General features: G+C 52.9%; 16 protein-coding genes and 6 pseudogenes. 8 read left to right on the top strand and 14 right to left on the bottom strand.

The annotated features are described in order from the left end of the window. Nucleotides 1-143: 143 nt before the first annotated feature. The 4 genes from ACVWYU_RS16175 to ACVWYU_RS16190 all read right to left on the bottom strand — a co-directional run bounded on the left by ACVWYU_RS16175 (nt 144) and on the right by ACVWYU_RS16190 (nt 4240). Complete coding sequence (locus ACVWYU_RS16175; protein ID WP_457373131.1) at nt 144-1322, bottom strand: hypothetical protein; 1179 nt, start codon at nt 1320-1322, stop codon at nt 144-146. Between the two features lie 179 nt (nt 1323-1501). Beyond that, complete coding sequence (gene kwaB, locus ACVWYU_RS16180; RefSeq protein ID WP_457373132.1) at nt 1502-2467, bottom strand: anti-phage protein KwaB; 966 nt, start codon at nt 2465-2467, stop codon at nt 1502-1504. Then, nucleotides 2464-3054 carry an anti-phage protein KwaA gene (gene kwaA / locus ACVWYU_RS16185; RefSeq protein WP_457373133.1) on the bottom strand — a complete coding sequence of 197 codons (591 nt, stop codon included), beginning with the start codon at nt 3052-3054 and terminating at the stop codon, nt 2464-2466. The genes kwaB and kwaA overlap by 4 nt, the downstream gene beginning before the upstream one ends. 688 nt (nt 3055-3742) lie before the next feature. Continuing rightward, nucleotides 3743-4240 (bottom strand): hypothetical protein, encoded by a 498-nt coding sequence (locus tag ACVWYU_RS16190; protein WP_457373134.1) that lies wholly within the window; start codon nt 4238-4240, stop codon nt 3743-3745. An 86-nt stretch (nt 4241-4326) separates the two neighbouring features. On the opposite strand from ACVWYU_RS16190, the gene ACVWYU_RS16195 reads away from it, so the two are divergent. From ACVWYU_RS16195 to ACVWYU_RS16215, 5 genes and pseudogenes are all read left to right on the top strand, one after another. Beyond that, nucleotides 4327-4941, top strand: a complete 615-nt coding sequence (locus ACVWYU_RS16195) for a histidine phosphatase family protein (RefSeq protein WP_457373135.1) — start codon at nt 4327-4329, stop codon at nt 4939-4941. 120 nt (nt 4942-5061) lie between these two features. Further along, nucleotides 5062-5430, top strand: coding sequence for a hypothetical protein (locus ACVWYU_RS16200; protein WP_457373136.1), 369 nt, complete (start codon nt 5062-5064; stop codon nt 5428-5430). 59 nt (nt 5431-5489) lie between these two features. Then, on the top strand, nt 5490-6662 hold the full coding sequence (locus ACVWYU_RS16205; RefSeq protein ID WP_457373137.1) for a DUF3800 domain-containing protein: 1173 nt from the start codon (nt 5490-5492) through the stop codon (nt 6660-6662). Nucleotides 6663-6816: 154 nt separating this feature from the next. Next, complete coding sequence (locus ACVWYU_RS16210; RefSeq protein ID WP_457373138.1) at nt 6817-7689, top strand: DNA/RNA non-specific endonuclease; 873 nt, start codon at nt 6817-6819, stop codon at nt 7687-7689. A gap of 161 nt (nt 7690-7850) precedes the next feature. Next, nucleotides 7851-8071, top strand: a pseudogene (locus ACVWYU_RS16215) (transposase domain-containing protein); the annotation flags it as partial. Between the two features lie 33 nt (nt 8072-8104). Here ACVWYU_RS16215 and ACVWYU_RS16220 read toward each other — a convergent pair. Continuing rightward, nucleotides 8105-8251 (bottom strand): annotated as a pseudogene (locus ACVWYU_RS16220) (IS66 family transposase); the annotation flags it as partial. Nucleotides 8252-8548: 297 nt separating this feature from the next. Beyond that, nucleotides 8549-11323, bottom strand: a complete 2775-nt coding sequence (locus tag ACVWYU_RS16225) for a UvrD-helicase domain-containing protein (RefSeq protein WP_457373139.1) — start codon at nt 11321-11323, stop codon at nt 8549-8551. Nucleotides 11324-11773: 450 nt separating this feature from the next. Here ACVWYU_RS16225 and ACVWYU_RS16230 point away from each other — a divergent pair, with 450 nt between their 5' ends. Next, nucleotides 11774-14437: an ATP-binding domain-containing protein gene (locus tag ACVWYU_RS16230; protein WP_457373140.1), complete on the top strand. Its 2664-nt coding sequence runs from the start codon at nt 11774-11776 to the stop codon at nt 14435-14437. Nucleotides 14438-14498: 61 nt separating this feature from the next. Beyond that, a pseudogene (locus tag ACVWYU_RS16235) lies at nt 14499-14612 on the top strand (endonuclease); the annotation flags it as partial. Nucleotides 14613-15017: 405 nt separating this feature from the next. On the opposite strand, the gene ACVWYU_RS16240 reads toward ACVWYU_RS16235, so the two are convergent. Then, a complete protein-coding gene (locus ACVWYU_RS16240; RefSeq protein ID WP_457373141.1) occupies nt 15018-15233 on the bottom strand; it encodes a hypothetical protein in 216 nt (71 codons plus the stop codon). A 400-nt stretch (nt 15234-15633) separates the two neighbouring features. Here ACVWYU_RS16240 and ACVWYU_RS16245 point away from each other — a divergent pair, with 400 nt between their 5' ends. Next, nucleotides 15634-15915 (top strand): hypothetical protein, encoded by a 282-nt coding sequence (locus ACVWYU_RS16245; RefSeq protein WP_457373142.1) that lies wholly within the window; start codon nt 15634-15636, stop codon nt 15913-15915. Nucleotides 15916-15993: 78 nt separating this feature from the next. Here the strand turns inward: ACVWYU_RS16245 and ACVWYU_RS16250 are convergent. From ACVWYU_RS16250 to ACVWYU_RS16280, 7 genes and pseudogenes are all read right to left on the bottom strand, one after another. Continuing rightward, nucleotides 15994-16860, bottom strand: a pseudogene (locus ACVWYU_RS16250) (DUF3422 family protein); the annotation flags it as partial. 104 nt (nt 16861-16964) lie between these two features. Beyond that, nucleotides 16965-17240, bottom strand: a pseudogene (locus ACVWYU_RS16255) (methyl-accepting chemotaxis protein); the annotation flags it as partial. Beyond that, a pseudogene (locus ACVWYU_RS16260) lies at nt 17241-17933 on the bottom strand (PAS domain-containing protein); the annotation flags it as partial. A 98-nt stretch (nt 17934-18031) separates the two neighbouring features. Continuing rightward, nucleotides 18032-19714: a hydantoinase B/oxoprolinase family protein gene (locus ACVWYU_RS16265; protein ID WP_457373143.1), complete on the bottom strand. Its 1683-nt coding sequence runs from the start codon at nt 19712-19714 to the stop codon at nt 18032-18034. Continuing rightward, a complete protein-coding gene (locus ACVWYU_RS16270; protein ID WP_457373144.1) occupies nt 19711-21762 on the bottom strand; it encodes a hydantoinase/oxoprolinase family protein in 2052 nt (683 codons plus the stop codon). Before ACVWYU_RS16270 ends, ACVWYU_RS16265 begins: the two co-directional genes overlap by 4 nt. A 56-nt stretch (nt 21763-21818) precedes the next feature. Then, on the bottom strand, nt 21819-22532 hold the full coding sequence (locus ACVWYU_RS16275) for a TorF family putative porin (protein ID WP_457373145.1): 714 nt from the start codon (nt 22530-22532) through the stop codon (nt 21819-21821). Nucleotides 22533-22704: 172 nt separating this feature from the next. After that, the gene (locus ACVWYU_RS16280; RefSeq protein WP_457373146.1) at nt 22705-23994 is read right to left on the bottom strand and encodes a purine-cytosine permease family protein; all 1290 of its coding nucleotides are present in this window, start codon (nt 23992-23994) and stop codon (nt 22705-22707) included. Nucleotides 23995-24105 lie beyond the last annotated feature (111 nt).

Below are 24105 nucleotides of genomic sequence, written 5' to 3' on the forward strand. Positions count from 1 at the left end.
TCACATCGAAGAACAGAACGATCAGACCCCCTTCGGATGATTGAAGCTCCTGCCTAGAACCGTAGACTCCTTGAACAAATGAGGCTTGCCATTCTGGAAGAGCAATGCAACCCAAGTATCTGTAGCGTCTCAAGCCCAGAGAGCTATTTCTTTACCGATGCTGATGGCCTGTTGGATGTGAATGAAATCAGATCATCGCCATATCGTATGGCGTCTGCTTGAATAATGAGCTCGTATAGTGCAAAGCCTTTTGCTTGGATCACCTGCGAAGAGTTCGCAGAGTTCAACTTCATCTTCTTGAGCGCTTCCGTGGCATCAGCTTTCAAGTCAAAAACCTCAATGACGCCCGCATCTCCCCCCTCTTGCTGAGGGTAGGCCGCAGCCTCAGCGCCTGGCTTGCCAATGTAGAAAATGCAGCATCTTTTAAGACCGAGCATATGAGGATGTCTAGGGCCGCGCCGAATGAGCCACATTCCGTTAGGGCCACGCGCAGTCCAATGTGGCACCAGCATCAACTGCCTCACCTTAGCGTTCTCAAAATGCGTCAAATCCAGAGCAGGGACACCAACATGAATCAAGGTTCCGCCACACCTCAATGTCGCCTTTTCGCTCACAGCGGCCTTCCAAGACTCGCCGGATTCCGTCTCCCGCATCAGCCGCCATACAGCAGGTATCAAGTCGAGGGTTTTCTGCCCCATGCCTGTTATGCATTCGAACAGCTGCCTTTCCTTACTCCCAATTTCTTGTGGAGGCATAGCGCTCAGCAGCTCGTTATTTAGAGAAACAAAATCCCACTCCAGGATACCGTCGCGCTCCCAACGAGCAACATCGTTCAAAGTGCAACTAGGGAAGCGCATTTGCTCAGCGCGTAGTGGAACAGAGTCAGTATCTCGGGCAGCTCTGCCCGCTGTCGGATCCGGCATGATCGAATCAATCCGAGCTTGCCAATCGCAATCCTGCGTTGACCAGATCCGCACCGCGTCTGGAAACACAGCTCCCGACCTGTTCACCTCAGGCGTGCCGCTGTAGAACCGAACACCGGGCGTAGCGCCGAAAAACGCCCTGGACAGAATCTGTGGCGTCGGCAGACCCGCTCCAGTGGCAGCAAAACTTACAACGATATCCAAGTCGCCGCAGGTAAGCGCACCCCGCGCGTATGAACCAACGACCCAAAGTTCGTTAGCCTCCAAATGACACGTTGCGGTAGTGCCATATGTGTCATAGGAAATGTCGCAAACCGATACCTCATCGAGCGCCTTGCAGATTCGGACAAGTTGCTTAGTAAACCTATCTCTGGGGTAACGCTTTTCTTCTGCTTGCAATGTTAAATCTCGTAGGAGGTTGATCCGTTTGTCAAAGCTCTTCAGGTTTCGGAATGCCCTCGGTCAAGGAGGGCAGCGTGCAGCTTCGACTTAAGCAGCTCCGTATGCTCCCACGATTCGACTGACCATGAAGAAGACATTGGGAAGTTAGCTCATGCTCCTGGCCCACACTAGACGCGCTATGGGGCCTCCACCAAGTCCTTGTTGTCTGCATCATATTCGAAATGAGTGAGCTCAGACTTCAAGTAGTCATCGTTCAGTAGCTTCATGAAGAAATTTTGAGAAACCTTACTCTCCAGGACAATTCGCGTTTCCGTATCATTAATTTTTATTTTCTTGCTGAGGCTGTGGTGCTGCTTGATAAACTGAATGATCTGATTATTTCCAACGGTGTCTAGCACCCTGGAATGAGAGATTGCTCGAATAACCTTCTTAGCGAATGTCACATCACCTTGGACACTGATTCGTTGCTCTAGAAGGGAGATATCTTCAATAAGGGCTCGGCCGGTCAACGTGGCAAGTTTAACGACTGCATCCGATTTCACGGCCTCTTTAAAACCAAAAAACTTCTCGAGAACCTTGAAGTTAGTGACAAAAACATCAGCGCCATCGTAAATAAAATCAATTGTGTGGCCCATTCGTATGATGTCTTGGTTTAGCTTTTCAAAGCGATCCTGGCCTATACCCACACGCATTAAGCTAAAACCATTCCGTCGATAGGTATTGGTTGGGTAGTGATGCTTATATACAGCTAAGGTCTCAGTGCCATTACCGAGCACTACCACGATAGCTTTCAGATCAGTCACTTGATCATTCGTGTGGTCGAAATCGGGGATCGTAGCAGGCGTGTCCAGCGTATCAATTAACCGCTCTATCTGCGGAGGGATGTTCTGAAGGTTGTAGCGAAAAATAGCATCCTGCCGCTGGTCAGCAGCGGTAAGGTCTCTCAATACGTAGTCGCCGTCGAAAAACTCCCGCAACTCTACCTTCATCTCACCTGTTAATGCAGTCTGAGCATCACCTGACAGCTCAACCTTCCGAGCAACGAATAAATTTTGCTCTTTTAAGATGAAAAACATGAGCCCTATGGTTTGCGGGTCATTTGCTAGGTTTTGTGCGGTCAATCGCAATGCTTCAATGCTCATGCTTTCCTTCCAGATATGAACTTCTCGTCAATTGTGGTGAACACAATTTTGTCAGACTCAGCTATTCGCTGGGTGGTAATCAGTACTTTACTGACACCATCAATCTCAACTTTGTACAGCCTGAACCCCAATATCGCCAGCGTTGGATTGGCGTAAAACTTGTCGGTTTTAACGTAAATCTGCCCAATAACTATCAAGAGAATGAATAGAGCAATGATGTAGCGTACATTGTCCAAATTGAAACAAATTAAAGGGACAATATAGGTTGTGAGGAATGTTAGATGTTCATAGCTCAGATCCTCGACATTTTTCGCTATTACTGGCAAGCTGACATTTGATTGGATTCTGTATCTGAATCGAAGGTAGCAAATTGCAATAACCAGAATCAACACCAGAGAAATAACGGGCAGAACGTTAGCACTAATCAGCTCCAGGGTACCAATATAATTACAGTCAGCACCAAAGCAGACTGGCACATCCATTTTCACCACAATCATCAAAATGAACAGAAGCCAAAGTGAGATGAGATAAAGTTCAAACTTCATCACTGACTGACGAAACTGTAGTCGCCGCTCTTGATCGCGCATCAGTGGCCGCTCCCTGGCTGTTGACAGCGGACGATTCGCTGCTTCAAGCGCAGGGTAGCACAACAGTGGCACTCCCACGTTCTGGTTATTGCCCTACACGTTAACCTAAAGGCCCTTCCGGCAACGAGATGCCTGCCTCTGCTCGCCACGGCCACGCGTCGATGCACGTTGGACAAATCAATGTGAGGACAACCATGCCATGAGCATCGAAGCAAAACTCCTTCATCTACAAGCCATCCAAACCTCATCGCACCATACCGCTACCCAAACGCGGCTTGGGCATCGTGGGGTGACTATGACGCAAGACAGCTTGAGCGCGATGCTGGCTTAGCTGGGTGCCCTTCCCTGCTCGAAGGCCTGCCGCATTTCAATGCTAGGAAATGGCATGCCGGCCTATATTACGATCGACCTAAATCCCTTAAGCAAACAGTAGAGTCGTTGGGCTTGGTTTGGCTGGGTACCTATCACCGAGGAATCGACGATGCCAGGAACGTTGCATCCATCATCAAGGAGATGCTCGGCTGATTATGTGAGCCGGGCCCTTTGGCCCGAAGGAACGATACCCTCAATTTACTTCACACCACAACTTAGCTTTGGGCATGCGATGACTCGCATGGAAGCAAGCGCCCGTATGCCATTCGCACAGCGATCTCTCGATGCCAGAGCTCTTCGTCATGACTCATCGCAATCAATCTCCAACCTGCTTGGAGGCTCCTGCCAAGCGTTGGTAAAGACCGGCAAGGAGTCGGGCATCGAGCAAGGCATGATGCGGAAGGTCGGGAAGCGTAATGTTACCGATGTCGTCGGCTTCTAAATGCCTGAACAAGTGGATCAGATTGGTAGGCCTGTTCTCCACATGGCTCGGCCACTTGCGATCGAAATACGCAAGCTGGCAGAAAAACTCCCAGTCCCATTCTGGAGCGTCCGAGCAGACCTCAAGTTGGCCGTCGAAACCGCCCAGGAAAACCCTCAGCGCGGCTTGAGCTTCCACGAGTGGCATTCCGTACCGAGGCTGACTCAACTGCGGCAAGACATGTTGGATTACAAAGTCACTGCAGTCTTCGACCTGATAGGTATCGGTCAGCTCTACATAGAACTCGTCACTGGCTTCTGAGACCAATGCCAAGGAGATCAGCTTCGAATTCTGGTTGAGCTGAGTGAACTCACAGTCCAAAAATAGCTTCATCACCTTTCTTCCTTTACGTGAACTCATCCGTACTCGAGGCTGCGTTGTATCCTTGACTAGGGCAGGCACCAGGTGTGTGAAGCTTAATGAAGAATGTCCGACTAATCCGCCACGGAGAAAATGCTGCCAACGCTGGCAAAGCCAGCCTGGATCACGCGGCTATTCCTCTCACGCCAAAAGGTGTTGAGCAGGCATACCTGGTGGCCCAGTCATTCAACCATGCTCCTGTTCTCATAGTCGCCTCACCGTTCTCTCGAGCGCAGGCAACTGCAATGGCGACCTTAGCTGCCTTCCCAGCTACCTCGTTTGAAACCTGGCCGATTCATGAATTCACTTACATTGAGCCAGTGCGGTGTAGCAACACGACCGTTGCCGAGAGGCGGGATTGGGTCGAAACATATTGGTCACGGTCAGACCCCGCATTCAGAGATGGTGAAGGCGCCGAGTCGTTCTTGGACTTCATATTTAGAGTTCAGTCTTTCCTGGATCAACTGGCAGAGCATCCTGCCCGGGACATCGCTGTATTTTCGCATGGGCAGTTCATCAATGCCGTAGCCTGGCTGATCGAGCGAAAGCCGCTGACCATTGATGGCCGAGCTATGGCGGACTGGCGCGACTACGAGATCACGAACCACGTGCCCAATTGCCGGGGCTACCTGCTAACCAGGCATCCAGACAATGCCTTCTGGGAAGTAAGGTAGCTCAGGGCTCCCAGGGCGCTCTGATTGCTGCGTGCACATGATAGCAGCTGGTCAACCTGATGATGGCTATTGGCTTCGATGCGAGCTAGGATTTGGAGCACTTCAACATCAAGGACAGATATGAAAAGTCTCATCGCAGTTATGGCAGTTTGTTTGGCACTTATCGGTTGCGCTACTTCGCATTTCACCGCAGGCCGAGACTTTCCGTCGACAAGCGTGGCCAATATCACCAAGGGTAAAACCACGACTACCGAATTGAAGTCGCTATTCGGTGAACCCTATGCAAAGAGCGCAGTCAGCGAGACTGACGAAAAGTGGGTATACACCTACACCAATGGCTCAACCCATGCTCAAAACTACGTGGTTACCATGAAGGTGACGACCACTGGCACTCAGAAGACGCTCGACGTTCTGATCCGCAATGACGTTGTCATCAACTACACATTCAGTGAGGGCCCTGCGCCCGGCACAACCACCGCCACCAACTGAGACTGCCACCTTCGCACTGGGCGACCCGCCGCTCAGTCAGGTGTTGATGGAGCACGCTCATGGACAGAACGTATGCTTTCGTGGATGAGTCCGGGAATTCAGCCCTTGATACTTCAAAGGGTGGAAACTCGGGCTTTTTCATCGTGTGCTCCATTCTGGTGGCAGAGAAAGACCTAGATGCTGCGTATGCCCAAGCTGAAGAGCTTCGGAAGCGTCATTTTCAAACAGGCGAGATCAAATCTAGCAATCTGAAGCACAAGGATTCAGATCGCCGTGCCCGGATTCTGAGCGAACTGGCCGAGCTGCCATTCAAGCTTTATTTCACCGTCGTTGATAAGTCGCGGATCCACAAAGATGGCGGTCTTCGCATCAAGACTTCGTTCATTAAATACGTGAACGGGTTGCTTTATGATCGTTTGTTCCGCGCCTATCCTGACCTCCGGATGGTCGTAGACGAGCATGGTGGCCAGGAATTTCAGGAGAGCCTGAAAAGCTACGTTGTAGAACGGTTCGTCGATGACCTATTTGGCGATGAAGATGCCTTCCAGACGACGTCCAGTAAGGACAACGTTTTGGTTCAGGTTGCAGATTTTTTCGCCGGGTCAGTGGCTCAGATTTACGAAGAGAAAGCATCGGAAGAAGCAGTTCTTGCCTACAAGAAGATCCTCCGCAGTCTGACTCTTGGCATGCTTGAGTGGCCATCCAAATACCAGTCTCTCCTGCCTCCGCCGACGAATGAGTCTGGATATGCAGACTACCAGGTACACCAGGAAGCTCTACGCCAGGCTGACCGTTTTAGCGAGCGCGTTGGTGAGCACCCAGATGAAGATGAGCACTTTCAGCTAAGCATCTTACGGTTCTTGAGATTTCAAAGCGAATTCGTCACCAAGGACTACGTCCTGACTACAGAAATCATGGCCCACCTAAAAGACAGCGGGTTTGGAGAGGTCAACGGCCAAAGAATTCGCTCCAATGGCGTTGCCAAACTGCGCGATGCGGACGTCATCATCACAAGCGCGGCGAAGGGCTACAAGATTCCCCAGACGCGTGCGGACATCAACGAGTTTCTTGAAAGGGCGTCAGGGATTGTCGTTCCTCTGCTGGAACGGGTCAAAAAGGCTCGAGAGGTGTACCGGCTGAGTAGTCGCGGAGAATATGACATCGTGACAGCAGCGAACCTGACCGAACTAGCCAAACTCCTCGCATCGCTAGAAGCACTTGCGGATGACTGAGCTAGGCTAGGTGCCCGCACCTCATGGTTTCGAGCTAGGTTTTAAGCATAAGGTGCGTTTGACGCGCTCGTAGACTGGCTCACCGCACGCGGTCGTTGATTCCGCAAGCGACGCAAAGTACGTTTCCCATCCATCTATTTCGAAGATTTCAAGCATGTATCCACGCAAAATTGCAATGGGGCTGTCGGCCCTTGTTTTGCTCTCCACCGGAGCAGATGCCCGCAGCCTGCTTGATCTGATCAAGACACCTACTCAGTATCAGGAACAAACATTCCGCTCGGGCTCAATCAGTCAGAACGTGGCGCTTGACCTCTATTCAAACAAGCAAAAACAGGCAGCGTTCGATGGCTGTGCAGAGCTGTTCCCAGCAGCCAAACCGTTCAACATCGCCACTGTACCTGCAACTATGAACCCCTTGGCCCTGTGTTCTGACCATTTCGCAGTGCTCTACTCGCAAACCAGCAAGACACCGCTGGTAGTGGTCGAGCGTCTTAATGCCGCCCAGCTTCAAGATGCCAAAGGGGAGGAGCGCACCAATCAGTTCTATCCAGACCCACGCATTCCCAAGAGTGGGCGGGCAGAGTTGAGCGACTACCGTGGCCAACATCCGGCTGTGGATCGTGGTCTTCAGTCCCCGGCAGCCGATGCACCGACCCCAAATGCAATGGCCCAATCCTTTGCACTGTCGAACATTGTGCCGCAAGACCCCACCAACAACCGCAAGATCTGGAGCAAGGTCGAGTCTGATGTCAGGAAGTTTGTCAGGCGAGCCGATGGCAATGTTTATGTCTTTACCGGCCCGCTCTTTGACCCAGGCCACACCACCATTGGCGACAACAAGGTCTGGGTGCCGACGCGCCTATTCAAGCTGGTATACGACGCATCGTCCAAGCGGGCCTGGGCTTACGTATTACCCAATGCAGACACCCGTATTGAGCGACCGATGGACTACGACGCGTTCGTGAGAACGACGGGGCTGAAGCTGCTGGGCAATTTACCGGTAACAGTTGCCGGGGGCCGCACCTGATCTTCGACTTGCGGGTAGTATTTTGGCGGCATGATAGATTTGCATGAGGGCGCTGGAGATGATGCGTAGGGGTGCCTTAGCAGAGGCTTGAGCCGTGTGCGGGGAAACTCGCACGCACGGTTCTTAGGGGGTTGAACGTGTGCAACCGCGTCTGACAACCCGACAATCAGATCCGGCCGTTGCGGTCGGGCGTTCAAACTGGTTGTTTACGGGGTCGCTTCGCAGCGGCAAACGTGCGGCAGCGATTATGAGTTTGATCCAGTCGGCGCGGGTCAACGGGCATGATCCGTATGCTTACTTGAAGGATGTTCTTACACGCCTGCCGATGAAGCGTGCGGGTGAGATTACCGAGCTGTTGCCACACAGGTGGACACCCGTTTAATCACGCAAGGTGTGTGGGCGGACGTTTACCTTTTTCCTTGCCTATTCGCCAGCGATCTTTATCGCTCAAGTCCCGCTCTTGGCGTTCAACTTCGTACAGGCCCCCAATCGATTGCAGCGCCTGTTCGGCCAACTGACTTTTGTTTGCCACGTGCAGATCGAAAAACTTGCGGCGGGCGTGAAGCGTGCGTGCGGTCAGTCGTGGAGTGAGATCAATCACGGACTCATTCCCGTTGATGCGGATTCCACGGCCATCCGGCCACCCGTTCCACGCTCGTCCGGCCACCCCTTAAAGTAAGCAGCAACGCAGGATTAATACACTCCCGTCGACCTCTTTTATCGAAGCAGAGAGGTCGTCATGGAGCGGTTAGCGACTCACACTATTCGATGACTGCGGCTCCTTGGATTACTGCGAGTACTGCAGGTCACCTACCGGCGGACTGATCCTGCGTCGATGGCCCGTTTGTAAATGTTAGTGTCACCACGGCCCACGGGAAGACGATCCAACTCTATGACCGCTAGGCTTACGCTGTTGCTTAGGTTTGTGAGCACACATGGGATAGCTTGAGCACGAGCGAAACTCGCCATATGGGCCTTGTCGGATGACTAACACACCGCGTTTACAGACCGGGCAACGCTCTTCCTGAATGAGCTCGCCCCGAATGCTGGTGACTGTGACGGAGCCCTCTTTCACCATTTCATCAAGAAACGGTGAGTTCTTGCCCATTACTGTGAACATCGCGACTGAACGACGAGCACGGGTAAGAGCTACGTAGAACAACCGTCGCTCTTCACTGTGTTGATAGGTGTCCCCAGCAGGCATGACCAGCTGCAGAACCGAGTCATCACTTTTGACGTTAGGAAATCCTCGGGACACCATCCCAGGTAGGATCACATACTCGGCCTCATCGCCTTTGGAGGTATGGATAGTCTTAAATTTAACTTCGATTCGATCCCCGAAATGGTATTGCCAACCGTCAGGGACGTATTGTCGATCGTTCTTATAGCGCCCCAAAACGAACACGGTCACTTTCCCATTCTTTCCTGCAAGCACCGCGCCGTCGACCAAGCGACGATAAAGCTCAGATAGGTAGTGGTTAATCGCTCCCTGAAGTTCGTTTCTGTCGGGGACTTGGAACGCTTGGATACTAGGATCGATGGCGGGCGTAACCGAAGAAACCCGCTTTTTTAACTGGGCCGGATTTTTGGAGACAAAGCGACTGGACACATCACAGAGTTCTTGAGGGCATCGGAATGTAGTCTCCAGGCGATAAACCTGCCCGTGCCCAAACCAATCGCGAAAGCCCGTCATGACTGAAATGTCTGCACCGGCAAAGCGATTGATAGATTGCCAGTCGTCTCCGACAGCGAAGAGATGTCGCCCCGGCTCAGCGACTAATGCTCTGCAGAGGCGCGCACGAGCCCTTGAAGCATCCTGGTACTCGTCAGCCATTACCAAACTGTAAGGCGAAGGGTGACCTCTCTCAAGGCTCTCCGCAGCCATGTTGATCATGTCCTCGAAATCAATTCCCTTTTCTAAGGACAGAGCCATGTTCCAGCCGTTGATGACCGGTACAGCCAGCTCCAAAAAAACTTCAAAACGGAACTTGAATGCTCCAGGTGGCAAATCCCGCAAGCGCTCAAATAGAACCTCAATTGTAAGACTATTACTCTTGAAATGAGTGATGAACGTACGGAGTAGCTTGATGAGATCCACATTCTCCATGGGTACCATCCCTTGAGCAGGAATCGGACGGTCTGGATTTGGGTCAAGAATGAGACCTCGAGATATTAGCTCTCTACTCAAGTGCTTAAAGATTTCGCCAGTCTGCAATTGATGCGAAGTAGTCTCCATGAGGGCAGTACCTAGTTTTTGATGCGTCGCTCGTTTCCAATTAACGCCTTCTAGGTAATCTTTGAAATGCTCTGGAGGCTGGCCATGAGCGTCCAATGCAAAGTGTTCATGGTAGAGGTTGATGGCGGGGTAGAAAAAGTCGGGGAAATATTGGCGATGCATAACGGTAGCTGTGTCATGCTCGTAAGACCTCTCGTACTGATAGTCGATGCCGTTGTAAAAAAGCCAATTGGCGATAATCCGCTCCTCTTGGCTTGCAACATGATCACCGTTCAATGACACCAAGCGGCCTCGCCCTTTCTTGTCCCAAGCTTCGAAAAGCTGATCCTCACCCGCTGCTGGGACGTCTCGCCCAAGTACCAGCCTGAATAGATCCCACTGAGTCTTGAATACATCAGATTGATCCTTAAGATCGTCGACGATAGTCAAGAGCTTCTGGAGGCCCAGTAGGTTATCTACCGCCCAATCCGGTACATGAGGCTTACGGCCAGTTGCTTCAGCGATGATGGAAAGCCCAAGAGAGTGGAAGGTCTTTGCCTCCACTTGTATGTCTTTAATAGCGACACGCGCGAGTGATTCTGCAACCCGTGCCTGAAGTTCTCCAGCTGCGTCCTTGTTAAAGGCCAGCATGACGATTGAGCTTGGAAATACTAATTTACGGTGCAGAGCATAAACCGCCTTGGCAACCATGGTCGAAGTCTTGCCAGAGCCTGCGGAAGCGATGACTTGGACGCGGTTATCGAAGCAGATTACCGCGCGGGATTGCTCATCTGTAAGCGGCTTGCTTTCTACTTTGGCGAAGAGATCCTTGCATGCATCAAGCTCATGCAACATATGCTCGTTGTTTCGGTGAGCCCATACCTCTGACCAATTACACCTCCAGTCATCAAGATCCTTCTGGACGGCCAGAGCGCGCTCCTGGAGAGAGGACTGAACTTCAGGAGTCTGAAACAATTTAGTTACAGCTTGGTCGTCGATGCTCAGCATTGGCTTGGCTGTGAGAAGCGCCTGCTGCATCTCGTGCGTCAGCCAGAGGTGTTCAGCGTCGGCTTTTTTTACGGTCTGCACAATGGTGTCCAACCATGTTCGGATGGACGAGTAGCATTCCTCAAAGCGTTGTCGCCGGGTAATCAGGAGAAGCCGAGCTAATTCCTGTGCAAGGATAGGCTCTTTGGAGTTGGGCAAACCATCGACACGAAACTGGCAACCTTCGAATAACGTGATATCTGTCCAAAGCACGCCACGATTGACCTCGACCTTGGGGATGTTGTCAGGCTGTATCTCAACCACCTTGTCGCCGAGTCTTAAGAAAAGCCGGTCGTCTTCAGTGTTTAAGCGCCATGGCTCAGATTTTGTCAGCAACCGCCCCCAAGCAGATGCTCGCCACTCCATTGTCATCCTGATTCCAGAATCTTAAAAATTTCTAGTCTACATCCTGCCTGCATCCCAAGCGACGTCAGTGCTCTAAACCATCGGGGTTCCACGTTTCGGGTGACATGCGAATTGCCTTGGAGGTATTCCCTCGGGGCACCTGCAGAAAGCTAGCTGGGCTTATGTGGCCTTTGATAGTGTTGATCGATTTTATTCTGGATTCGCCCCCCGATCCTCAGCACCAAACCTGTTTATCTTTCTGGCCTGTACAGACAGTCCTCTCTCCTGCCAGCCTTAGACACAGCCTCCTCCTGACTACTGTCAAAGTCGCTATTTATGGCAATTTGGTGGCAACTATGGCCGGCAAGAATTAGCATCAGGGTCAACTGAGGAACATCGTCTACCTGAGTACAGAAAAACCGTGTACTCGCGCGCCTGTACCCCCCACAACGACCATTCGAAACAGGGAGAGCTTCAATGAGTTCAAGCGACGCCTTGGATCTTGCCAATGATGCGCTAGATACCTTCCACCAAATCGAACAAATTGCATCCAAGCGCCTCGCGGCCGGGAATCGGGAAGCCTTTGATGCCTTGGCCGTCGTCAATACGTTCACTGGGTCAGCAGCAGTCGACCAGATCGCAGCCATCGCCGACGACGTGACCAAGTCTCTCTTGAGCCTGGTTCGTGAGCCTGCCGTTTCACGAATAGTCGTGGAGAACGACAAGGGTCAAACTGACACTTACTACATTTGTAGAACGACTGCTGGCATTCCCCTCAACAGCGGCAAGTTAGCTGGCTACCGTACGCCGCTCGGTCGCCTAGCAGCTCTCAGCGTAGGTGAGGACGTCGACTTAGAGATAGCAGGGAAAAAAGTCAATTTCCGCGTACTGGACAAGGTTGATCTGAAGCCCCAAAAAAGCGCAGATCTATGGGACTCAATTGATAGCGTCTGGCGACGGGAGCGGTCGACTCCGCATACCATCCCATCCCTTCGAAAAGTCATTCAGCCGGTTGATGACAATGCCTTCTTCGCGATGCTAGCCGGTGAGTCGGAAGAGGAGAGAATCCGGGAAGGTGTTCGTCATGAAATCCGTAGAGCCATGGCACTCAGAGATCAAGCCATCCTCGACAGAATTCAGGACGATATTTTCCGGTTATCAATCGACCACCAACTGATCATTCTCGGCCCACCTGGTACAGGAAAGACCACTACGCTGATCAAGCGTCTCGGGCAGAAGCTGGACTGGGAAGCGCTCAGCCCTGAAGAGCGTATCCTCCTAGGCTCTCAGGCGAAGCGCTCACGTTGGATGATGTTCACCCCATCCGACCTACTGAGGCACTACGTCAAGGAAGCTTTTAGTCGCGAAAATGTGCCGGCTTCCGATGAGCACATTAAGACCTGGAGCAAGCGGCGCCACGAGTTGGCAAGATCGACCTTCGGCATTCTCAAGACCGGTAACGGTGGCACCTGTATCCTCAAAGAGGATCGCCAGTTTGCAAGCTCTACGATTAGCGATGATCCGCGCGAATGGTTCGCAGACTTTAAGTCGTTCCACCAAAATCGCCTCCTCGCCTCGCTAAGAGAGGGGGCGAACCTCTTGAAAGATTCTGCTCCTAATCTCTCGGACGCGGTTGTGAAACAACTGCTCGCCACAGTTGATAAACTGAGTCCTGAAGGACTACTGGGTGCTTATTCCGTTTGGTATACAGTGGAAGCACGGATTGACCCTCTGCTAAAAGCTAGCCGAGCAACCACTGACAAGTTAATCCAGCAGCAAGGCAGCCTTCTCCACAATAGAAACAAAGCTGTCTTCCTCGAACTAGCGACCTTCCTTGAGAGCTTGGGACAAAACGAGGATGAGGTCGACGACGGCGAGGAGTTTGACGACGACAACGGCGAAGATAGCGTTAACACGCCCACTCACACTGCTGAACGTAGAGCGTTCCAAGCCTACCAGCAGTTCCTGCAAAGCTACGCACGCACCCATTATCGAAATGGCAAACTTGGCAAATCCAGCCGGGCAGCGCGGATCCGAGATTGGCTGGGAGATCGAGTTCCCCTGGATGAATGGCTGAAGACTCTCGGTCGTGAAATGTGTTTCCAGAATGCTCTGCGTCGCTTCAAAAATGCGTGGAAGCGTTATGTCCTTGATGTTCCCACAAGCTACCGAGCGTTTCGTCGCGATTGCCTAGAACTTGAGCTCTACGGCTACCAGCGTCCCGACACTCCCGCCCACATTGACGAAACTGAGCTAGACGCCATTCTGCTTCTAATGCTCCGATCAGCGCGCGAACTCATCCAACAAGAGTTCGTGAAACGACACCTCGATGACCCTCGCTTTACTGAACTGGCCAGGATCTCTAGTCAGTTCCTACAGCAAGTCCTAGTTGACGAGGCTACGGACTTCTCGCCACTTCAGCTGGCCTGCATGGAGAGCCTTACTGACCCTGCAACCGAGTCGTTCTTCGCCTGTGGCGACTTCAACCAACGAATCACAGGAAGTGGTCTCAAACGCCTAGACCTGCTTGAGTGGATTTCTCCACGACTGAAGCATCGCCGAATCAACACGGTTTACCGACAGAGCCGTCTACTGAACAGTTTTGCTATCAAGCTTCTAGGCTTGATGGATGGTGACAGTGAGGCGGTAGGTAGCCTACCCGATCACTCCGCTCATGATGGAGTCAGGCCGGTGCTTGGGGAAAACCTATCCGGCACAGATGCCTCCGCTTGGTTGACGGATCGCATCTTCGAAATCGAGGCGCTGATTCGCTCCAAGGGTGAAGGCGTGCCCTCAATTGCCGTGTTGGTTGGCTCTGAGGAGCAAGTCAGACCCATGGCGCAAGCGCTCACTGAGAGCCTGGAACGCATTAGTCTGAGAGCTGTTCCCTGTGTCGACGGCCAGTCATTGGGCAACGAATCAGATATTCGAGTGTTCGATGTCCAGCACATTAAAGGGCTTGAATTCGAGGCCGTGTTTTTTGTGGGCGTCGACGCGCTTGCTGAAGCCAAGTCTGCCCTATTCGAGCGCTTCCTGTACGTTGGGGCAACTCGGGCGGCGACGTACTTAGGCATGCTCTGTCATCAAAAGCTCCCGCAGAAACTGGAAGCCCTCCGGCCGTACCTAGCGGGGAAATGGTAGAGGGATTGAGATGAAGGCGTTGAGCCAGAGAAAATCACTCTATCAGTAGGTGATGTAGTAGCTATCGATAGGGTGCTCTGGGCATGTTCAAACGCCCGTGAAAAACCATATAACTTTTAATTCTGAGTCGGAGGCACAAGCGGCGAAATATCGCAAAGCAGGCAACTGCAAGTAGCTGAGTAGAAAAACAAAGCCCCAGAGGTTCGCGGCTCCAGGGCTTCTATTTTCGTCTCCATCCCTTAATGGTTTGACGAACGTGGCCAGGACATTACCTGCGTCGTATTGATATTTCACTACGACTTTGGATAAATGTGTTCGATCAGCGAAGCATCAGGGGCGAACGTTGAAACACACACCCTTAACCGAATGCAGTAGGGTCTGGCTTGCGAGCGATCATCTGGTCACAGGGGTGAAGAACTATTAACAGGAGACGTGGATCGCAAGCGAAGCGAGCCGAATTCGTCGATTTATGTTGATATGCGCCCCACCGAATCTGGCCTTGCCTCCTGCATTTTAAAGCAAGGTTTCAGCCGGGACTCGTTGGCCCGAAGGAACGAACACAGAACTCCTGCGAGACCGATCACGCGAGCTTTATGGCACCGCCTTGGATATCGTCCCGCGCCATCCGCAAGTCACTGGCGTCTTGGTTGAGCCGATGAATCAGGTTGAGCAATCGTTGGCGCAATACCTCATCCTGGAGCTGCTCGGCAGCATGCATAACATCAAGCGCCGCTGCCTCATTATTAGTGGCGACAGAGTCGAGCAGTTTGCGCATGCTTCTTGATGGCCGATTCATCTCCAACCCTCCTAGGTTCGGTGACGCGAATCATATGGCCGGAATGTTTCGTCAGTGTTTCAGTTGCACGAACAGGTTTTGAATCACTAGCTCGGGCTGATTTGAGGCTGGCTGGAAGGTGTTCCATGAGCTATCAATTACCCTAACGCTCATCCACATGCTGTACACGTCGTTCAACTGCGACGCAATCGGCCGGGCAACACAACCTCAGTCTATCGCGGGCCGACTCGGCAAACCGAGGCCATCACCCACCATTGAACTGAGATATGCGTCCTGTTTTTGCTATTTTCATACTAGATAAAGTCAATGACCGCAGGCGGTTGGTGCAAAGCCTCGGACGCCCCCTCCCACATCACCCAGCCAATGAGCCAATCGCTGACTGCCAACTAGGAGTAACAAATTGCTTACCCGTCCCGACAAAGACGCGCTTCGTGCGATGCTGGAATCGCAAGTCCAAGAGAAACTACAGCAAGACCCAGACGCCGTGACGACATATGCCGCCCAACCTGACCCAGAGCGCAAACCGTACACCAGCAAACCCACGGTTCAGGACAAGGCTTTTCACAAAGAGCTCGAGCAAATGCGTGCAGACGCCAAAGCTGGTGTGATACATACGCCTAAGCACGAACCGCACGATACGGAGGCTCCTAGCCTTAGGCTTGATGATTATCCGGATCTGTAAAACCTGTCGCCGTGAGGCCACTGGTATTGAACACCTGTAAGCGAAGGCCAAACAAACCTTGCGAAACTGACAGGACTATCTGACAGTGGATTTGAAGCAGCGCTCGATAAACACGCCAAGGCGTTGGCAATCTCCCACGTGACTTTCTCGCAATTCCCCCAAGCGTTCGAACACCAATTGAGCGAAGGCCTGCGTTGCGCTGAAACGGTGGTGGGTTTTCGCGGTGCTGCTGACCACTTGGGCAGAAAGGTTGGAGATATCCGCAAGCAGGGCTCTCGCATTACTGCCGTCGGAGTTGGCATTACGCTCGGAGAGGATGACCAATGTCTTGTCAAAAACATCGAGCTGCGCGCTCAAGTCCTTGGCCGTAGTCAATGATAACGAGGCCATCATCCTGTACGTCTCGATTTCCAGTAGACGGCGAATCATCCGGCCTTGGCGGTAAACATTCAGAAGCCGGTTGACGAACAATATGTGGTTGCTGCCGTCCTCGCTGAGACGAAAATCGCTCCAGACCATTACATCGCCACCACCCACGCAAGAACCGCTCGGATCCTTGAAGCCATAACGGGACAGATCCAGATGGACTTCACCACGCACTGCAATCTGCACTGACTTGATCAGGGTCGACAAATACACCTCGACCATTGACGCCAGCGCTTCAGGCAGCGTCGTCCAGGCCAGGTCATCACCTGATGAGGTGACTACCAGGGTCAGGGTGAAAAACTCGGCATGGAGCTCCCATTTCAGTGCATGGCCATCGAGTTGGGTAATGCCTTGCGCGGCATTCAGATCCTGGGTGCCAGGGCAACAGTTTTGAAGGAATGCATAACACACCTGATTGCTGCCGAGGAAGGCCAGATGAAGCACATGGGCCGGCTCATCGAAGTACAGAGACGGGCGCGCGTGTAGTTCGTTGTGCAGGCGTTGTCGTAGCAGGTGCATGTAGTGTGGCCATTTTGAAGTTGGTTGACTTGACTACGAAACCAGGGACTTTTCGGTTTAACCTTCACCCACATCAGGCTCGCAATTGAAGCTCAACACGTAGTGAGCATCTCCTGAATTTGTTGCGTAGCCACACTCGTTCGCTTGGCTAGTTTTTTCACTTCGTCTGCCACAACGGAAAAGCCTCGTCCAACGTCGCCAGCCCGAGCGGCTTCAATTGCAGCATTCAGTGCGAGCATATTTGTCTGGTCGGCAATGGTTTTTATAACACTCACAACTTGGGAAATCTGACCGTAAGTTGCCTGTATACGGGCGATCTCTCTTTCATGGATCGCGGCAGCCAGCTTTTCGTCAGATATGTCTCGTACAGCACCGATCATTCGACAAGTTTTTCCATTGTGATCCCGCACGACCCTGCCTCTCTCACGGAACCAGATGTCTCCTTTAGTCCTGTGCTGCATTCGATACTCAACAACGTAGCAGTTGCTGTTATCTCCAGATTGGAGGTAGGTATCGACAACCCGCAGCACAGCATCAAGATCATTAGCATTGATCAGGCGCTCATAATTACCCCAAGAAGCTGCCAACTCTGACTCGGAATAATCGATCAACGTTCTGAACTGCTTCGACCAGCGCAAAGTGTTTGCGCTGTTGTAGACGTCCCCACCAATGACAACCAGCTCCCAATAGCCCTCGGTCAACGTATCGTTGATTCCATTCCACACAAGATTCTCAATCTCATGAGCTTCCTGCCGAGATTTGCTTTCCTCGATCAATAACCCTGACTGATCCAAGTCCAGATGCAGGGCTGCAATCTCACCTTCTTTTGCTTGCAGCTGTTTTTTTAAAGCATCGACCTGTTCTATGGCTGAACTGGCAACCTCATGGCAATGTGCTTTTTGCTGTAAATCAATCCATGCCTGGCTAAAGTGCGTCAGGCTAGCCAGCAACTGCGGATAGCAATGGATCACATCGTCGCCGGGGATATCCGCCTGCTGTCCGGCAGCAAGTTTTGATAAAACGTCACTTAATTGCTTGGAAAGAGCATCGACCTTTCGATGAGAAAACATCATTCGTCCTCGATAAAAACAATCGAAGCCAAGCCGTCCCTGGCAGGTACTGCTGGCATGTGTCTCGTTACCAGCCTTGGCAATCAAACGTTGCCGTTGAGTTAAATCCGTGACATTTGCTCGGGGTAGTAGCGCCGAGCTTGTTCAGCCGAGATGTAGTCGTTTTTGATATCGTCCTGAATAGCCCGCAGGCTTCGCGCTTTTGTCGGCCCCCAACCACCGCCGTTGGCAGTGACCAGACGCAGCAAATCTCCTTTTTCAAGTTCCACACGATTGGCTCGACTGAAGCGCTCGGTTGTCCCCTGTGCGCGAATGACTTCCGCGTAGTTGCACGAGCCTTCATGACCCGCGTCAATGCCCCACGGCGGGGTGATGCCGCGTCCGAAGAATGTCGAAACCCAAGCCTTGGGCGACAGGATCCGATAATCGAGCATTACCCCTCTTCCGCCACAGTGACGCCCGGCACCACCCTCTTCATGATGAAAACCATAGCGCTCGACTAATACTTCATAACAACGTTCGGTCAACTCGACCGGAATATTGCTGGTTTCACCATTGCCCACACAGAACTGACCGCTCTCTCCGTCCTTGTCATGCCCGGCGCCCCAACCACCAACTAGCGGTTGCACCATAAGGTACTCATCATCGGTAATGGAGTTGTGCCCGTTCAATACCATTGAGCACACGGAACCGAGTTGCCCTGCAATCAAGCGATCCGGCAGCACCTCAGCCAACGCGCGACGTATCACATCGGCTGCCGCTACCATTGACTCGAAGTAAGCAGACACCGGCGCCGGACGCTGGGCCGTACAAATGGTGCCAGGCGGACAGATCACTTCGATTGGACGGAAACACCCGGCATTGGCCGCAATGCCAGGTCGAACAACACCCATGAATACTTCACGTACCGCTGATTGCAGGCCACATAGGGTATTGTTAATCGGCCCTTGCGCTTGCAAGCTTGATCCAGTGAAATCGGCCACGAAGCGACCTTCATCGATCTCAACTCTAACCTTCACCGTAAACGGCCCGTTGCCCAAGCCGTCTTCGTCAATGACGTCCTCGGCATAAAAAACGCCCTTGGGCAGGTCTGCAAACGCCGCCAGCGTCATCGCCTCGCCGTGTTCGAGTAACCGCTCGATGGCATCGAGGGTGGTTTCCTCGCCATACTTTGCCACTATCGACAACAGCCGCCGTTCCCCCACGCGCAATGCTGCTGCGCATGCATGCAGGTCACCCAGCGTCATGTCTGGCAGGCGGACGTTGGCAGCAATGATGTCCACCACAGCCTGGTTGATCCGCCCTCGGTCATAGATGCGTACGGTGGGAAACTGTAAGCCTTCCTGGTAGATCTCTGAGGCATCCGAACTGAAGCTGCCGGGATCCTTGCCACCCACCTCCGTCCAGTGAGCCTTGTTGGCAGTCCAGGCGATCAGGCGCTCCTTATGGAAAACCGGCATGATCATCGAGACATCCGAAAGATGCGTGCCACCTCCGCCGTAGGGGTCGTTGGTGATGAACATGTCGCCCGGCAAAATATCGTTCAGCGGGAATTTCTCCATCACGCTGCGTACGGCGCCATCGAGTGTGCCGATAAAGCCAGGAATGCCGTTGCCTTGGGAAATCAACTGTCCCGTCGCATCAGTAAGACCAATGCCGTAATCCAGTGCTTCGTAGATGATCGGGCTCATGCTGGTGCGCTTGAGGGCAATGAACATCTCTTCGCCAATGGCAACCAAGGCGTTTTTGATAATTTCGCGGGTGAATGGATTGGCGTTGCTCATGCCGAAAGCTCCTGCGCGTTGATATAGATATGAAGGCCACCGTAAGGGTCAACTTCAAGACGATCGAGCGGGCGAACGACTGTCGTGGTGGTCGCCTCTTCGATAATCGCCGGGCCATCGATTCGCATACCGCTGAGCAGTGCCGAGCGTTGGTACAGTGGTGTGTTGATAGGTTGTTCAGGTTCGAACTCGACCCAGCGCCGCCCACTGAACGCAACTTCGGCCGTAGCCGATGTACTCATGCCTATGGGCGCAATGGGCGATTTAGGTACTTCGCCAAATGCCACCAGATGAAGGTTGACGACTTCAATCGGCAACTCCAGCCGGAAGGTGTAGGCCTTTTCATGCTGCGCGTGAAAGCGCTCCAGGATTGACGGCAACTGCAATTCATCCAGAGCTACTTTTACGGTGTGTTCCTGGCCGGTATAACGTGCATCTATGTGCCACTCGAAACGGAGCTTTTCGCGCGACATACCGTCCTCGGCAAATTGCATTTCGGCAGCGGCCTGTAGACAAGCAAAAGCCTTGGTCAGGACAGGCAACCCTTCGTCATCGAGTAGTTGCAGGTGAGTCTGTATGTAGTCGCGACGGGAATCGAGCATCAACATACCCCATGCCGAAAAGACACCGGCGAACGGCGGAATGATGACTTTCGGAATCCCAAGTTCAGCAGCCAGTGCAGTGGCATGCAATGCCCCCCCACCGCCGAAGGCCATGAGCGCGAAGTCACGAGGATCATGGCCACGGTTGACTGAAATCAACTTGAGCGCATTGACCATGTTGGCATTGGCTATCTGTAATACGCCATGGGCCAGCAGCTTGGCCGATACACCAATCTGCTCACCCAGTTTCGCAAAAGACCTTTGCACCCCATCGACATCCGGTTTGATTTCGCCACCGGCGAAATCATCCGGATTGATCCGGCCCGTATAGAGATTGGCATCGGTCGTCGTCGGTGCCATGCCGCCTCGACCATAAGCGACCGGCCCTGGCGTTGAGCCTGCACTTTGCGGGCCTACACGCAGGCTACCCGCCGCGTCGACCCACGCCAGACTGCCACCGCCATTGCCAATTTCTACGATGTCCACGACAGGTGTCATGATCGGATAACCGGCACTGATCGCGGTTTTCTCGATTACGTAATCGTTGCTGATGTCCACCTTGCCGTCATGAATCAAGGAACACTTGGCCGTTGTCCCGCCGATATCCAACGCCAGCAACTGGTTTTCCCCGATCAATTGGCCATAGGCCTGCGCCCCGAGAATGCCACCGACCGGCCCGGACTCCACCAAGCTGATCGGATCTTGCTTGGCCGCACCAACCGGGGAAATGCCTCCGTTGGACTTCATGATGAAGGGCGCCGATTGCAGCCCTTTATCTGTCAGATGCATGGACAGATTATCCAGATAGTCTCGTGTAGCAGGCATCACGTAAGCCGACAACACTGTGGTGTTGGTGCGTTCATATTCACGCAGCGCACGACTGACCTGATGTGAAGCAATGACCGCCACTTGTGACCACAATTCGGTCACCGCAGCCATCAACTGCTGTTCATGCACAGGGTTGCAGTAGGCATGCAGCAGGCAGATCGCAATCGCTTCGACGCCCTCCCCGCGCAAGGTGTCGAGTATGGCTGGCAGGGTTTCAAGGTTCAGTGGTGTGACTACTTCACCGCGATAATTCAAGCGTTCACAGATTTCCAGACGCAGATGACGCGGCACGAAAGGCGGCGGCTTGCGGTAGTAGGTATTGAAAATATCCGGCGTATTGCCCCGAGCAATCTCCAGTACATCGCGAAATCCACTGGTGGTCAGCAAGGCGGTTTTGACACCCTTGCGTTCGGTCAGGGTGTTGATCACCACAGTCGAGCCATGGGCGAAGAACTCGATATCGGCGTAGCTGACGCCACTCTTGGCGACCGCATTGAGCAGTCCCTGTTCAAAATTCGGCGGTGTGGTGTCGGCCTTGACCGCGTTGATCACGCCGTTTTCCAGGTAAACCAGATCAGTAAAAGTGCCACCGATATCGGTAGCCACACGGATTGTCATAAGTCCTCCGGCAGTCATGCAAACGCCGGCCAGCCGCAAAGCCGCCGGCTGTTTTATCAAAAAGTGTGGGAAACGCTAAAAATTAGGCGGCCGTCATTACGCAGGTATTCGCCACTGTTGTGAAATCGACCGGACAGGTCGGTATCGACCCAGCTGAGTTTTGTGTTGATCGGGCCGAAGCTACGTTTAAGCGAGACCTCCCAGTTGGTGTATTCGTGGCCACCGGTAACATCAGGATCGCGAAAGTATTCGCCCCAGGAGTGTCCGGCCATGAACGTCAGATCGACAGCTAATGGCAGATTGAAGGTGTAATCAGCCGCCGCATATCGCGATGCTTGGGACGAACTGATCAGGTCATTGGAGTAGTAGTAATAGGTATTGAAGTTGCCGTAGCCGAGACTGAATCCGATTTCCGGGTAGTCGATGTTGTAGTTTGTCGACGGGAAATAGTAGTAATACCCGATCACGCCGTAGCGCAATCCGTTTTCCAGTTGGCCGTTGTAGCCCCCGTAGAAATCGACCTCAATGTTTGCACCATCATCGTAGGGATCACCGCTTTTGTAGCTGTCGGTGCTGGAAACCCAAGTCCCAACAAATGCCCCACTCTCTCCGGCCCAGTCGAGACTTATGCTCAGCGCTGGTTTGTTGCCGGAGTATCCGATACCGCGAGTCTGGTATTCAGAGGTCAAGGCCAGCGTGCTGGAAACTTGTGCCTGGGCTGCGCAACTGAATCCGAGCGCGGCAATAATGATGAGTCGAATGATGTTCATTGAAACAGCTCCTGAACGTCTAAAGCTTTTTATGGGCGTTGCGGTTGGCAGAAAAAAGACGAGCCAGCCCCATCGAACACACGCTTGCAGTGTTCGTTTTTCTAAAAACGGGCATGGCTTCGCCCTCCGGGTAAATCCCCGGGTCAACGCATTGGGTAGGGAGTTATCGGTATTACGAGTGCGACGGCACTACTTTAGAAACCGGGTTCAATCGGTGGAGCACTAGGTACGCGACGAAGGCGACCAGTAGTGAGTCCAATGTGGGTTGTGATGTCAGTGTCCAGCCTTCGAAAGAGGTCATCCAGGCGACTGCGCTGGCCAATGTCCAACTGACCAGTGCCGGCCAGCCAAATGCGGAGGACTGTTTCAGTGCGTCGACGTCATAGCGTTGTTGGCGTACCACAAAGAAGTCCGTGACGTAGATACTCGCCAATGGTGGGATCACGATGCTCAAGGCCATGACGAAATCGAGGAAATGCGTCATGAACCCACCTACGGCCAGTCCGGTTGCCAGGACGCTCCCGCCCACTGTCAGCTTCCAGCTCGCGGTACGACTGACGGTTGCCAGCGTGAGCGTCGCGGAATACAAGTTCGCGGTGTTGGTGATCCAGGTGGAGAACACAAGTACCGCCAAGGCCGGCAACAGTACGCCCAAGCTAGCCATGATCAGCATGATTTCACTCTGGCCGGTAATGATCGACAACAAGCCACCGACGATTAGCACAAACGGAAAACCTGCGGCCATTCCAAGAATGGCGATCAAGGCATCTTTTTCAGTACGTGCATAACGAGTGAAATCAGGCATCAATACCGGTGTCAAAATCACCATGCCAATGGTGCTGGCGATGGCCAGTGCCAGGCTGTCCCCAGAGCCCGCAAACACGCCCAACTGGCCCGGCGCTGCACGCTGGAAGCCCAGGTACAATGCAAACAGCATGAACAGTGCCATAAGCGGCACCGAATAAATCGACAGCCGATCCAGACCGCGCAATCCATAAATGGCCATCAACGTCATCAGGATGCTCCCCCAGACGCAGTGCACCCACGCCGGCGTGACAATGCCCCAGGAACTTTGCAGCGCGCTGGCCACTGTGCTGCCAAAGATATCCGCCGTGGCGGCATAGAACCCCAGCAAGGTTACAGCCATGGTCAGGTTGATCAGCTTGGCGCCATGGCGGCCAAAGGAAAACTGCAGAACCATGTAGGTACTTAGCCTTGTCCGCACACCGACCATTGCGGTCAATGCACACAGCAAGCCGAGCACCGCACATACCCCGACAAAAATCAGCGAGGCAGTCGAGAATCCGACTTTCTGAGTCACATCTGCACCCAACCAGAACACCGGCAAGGTCATCCCTATCCCAAAAGTAATCAGCGCTAGCCCGGTTCCGGAAACCGTTTCGGACTGAGGCACGGGCCTACGATCGTACCCGTCGGGAATCACACTTTCTGAACTGTTCATGCTCGCCTCTATACTGGCAACGCCTGCTCTCCCACTATGAAGTGGGAGGCAAACCGACTATTAGAATTGTTTTGAGGCGCTCGCGAACGCTGGAAACATGATGTCAGCCCT

Source organism: Pseudomonas sp. TE12234 (genome assembly GCF_054061835.1).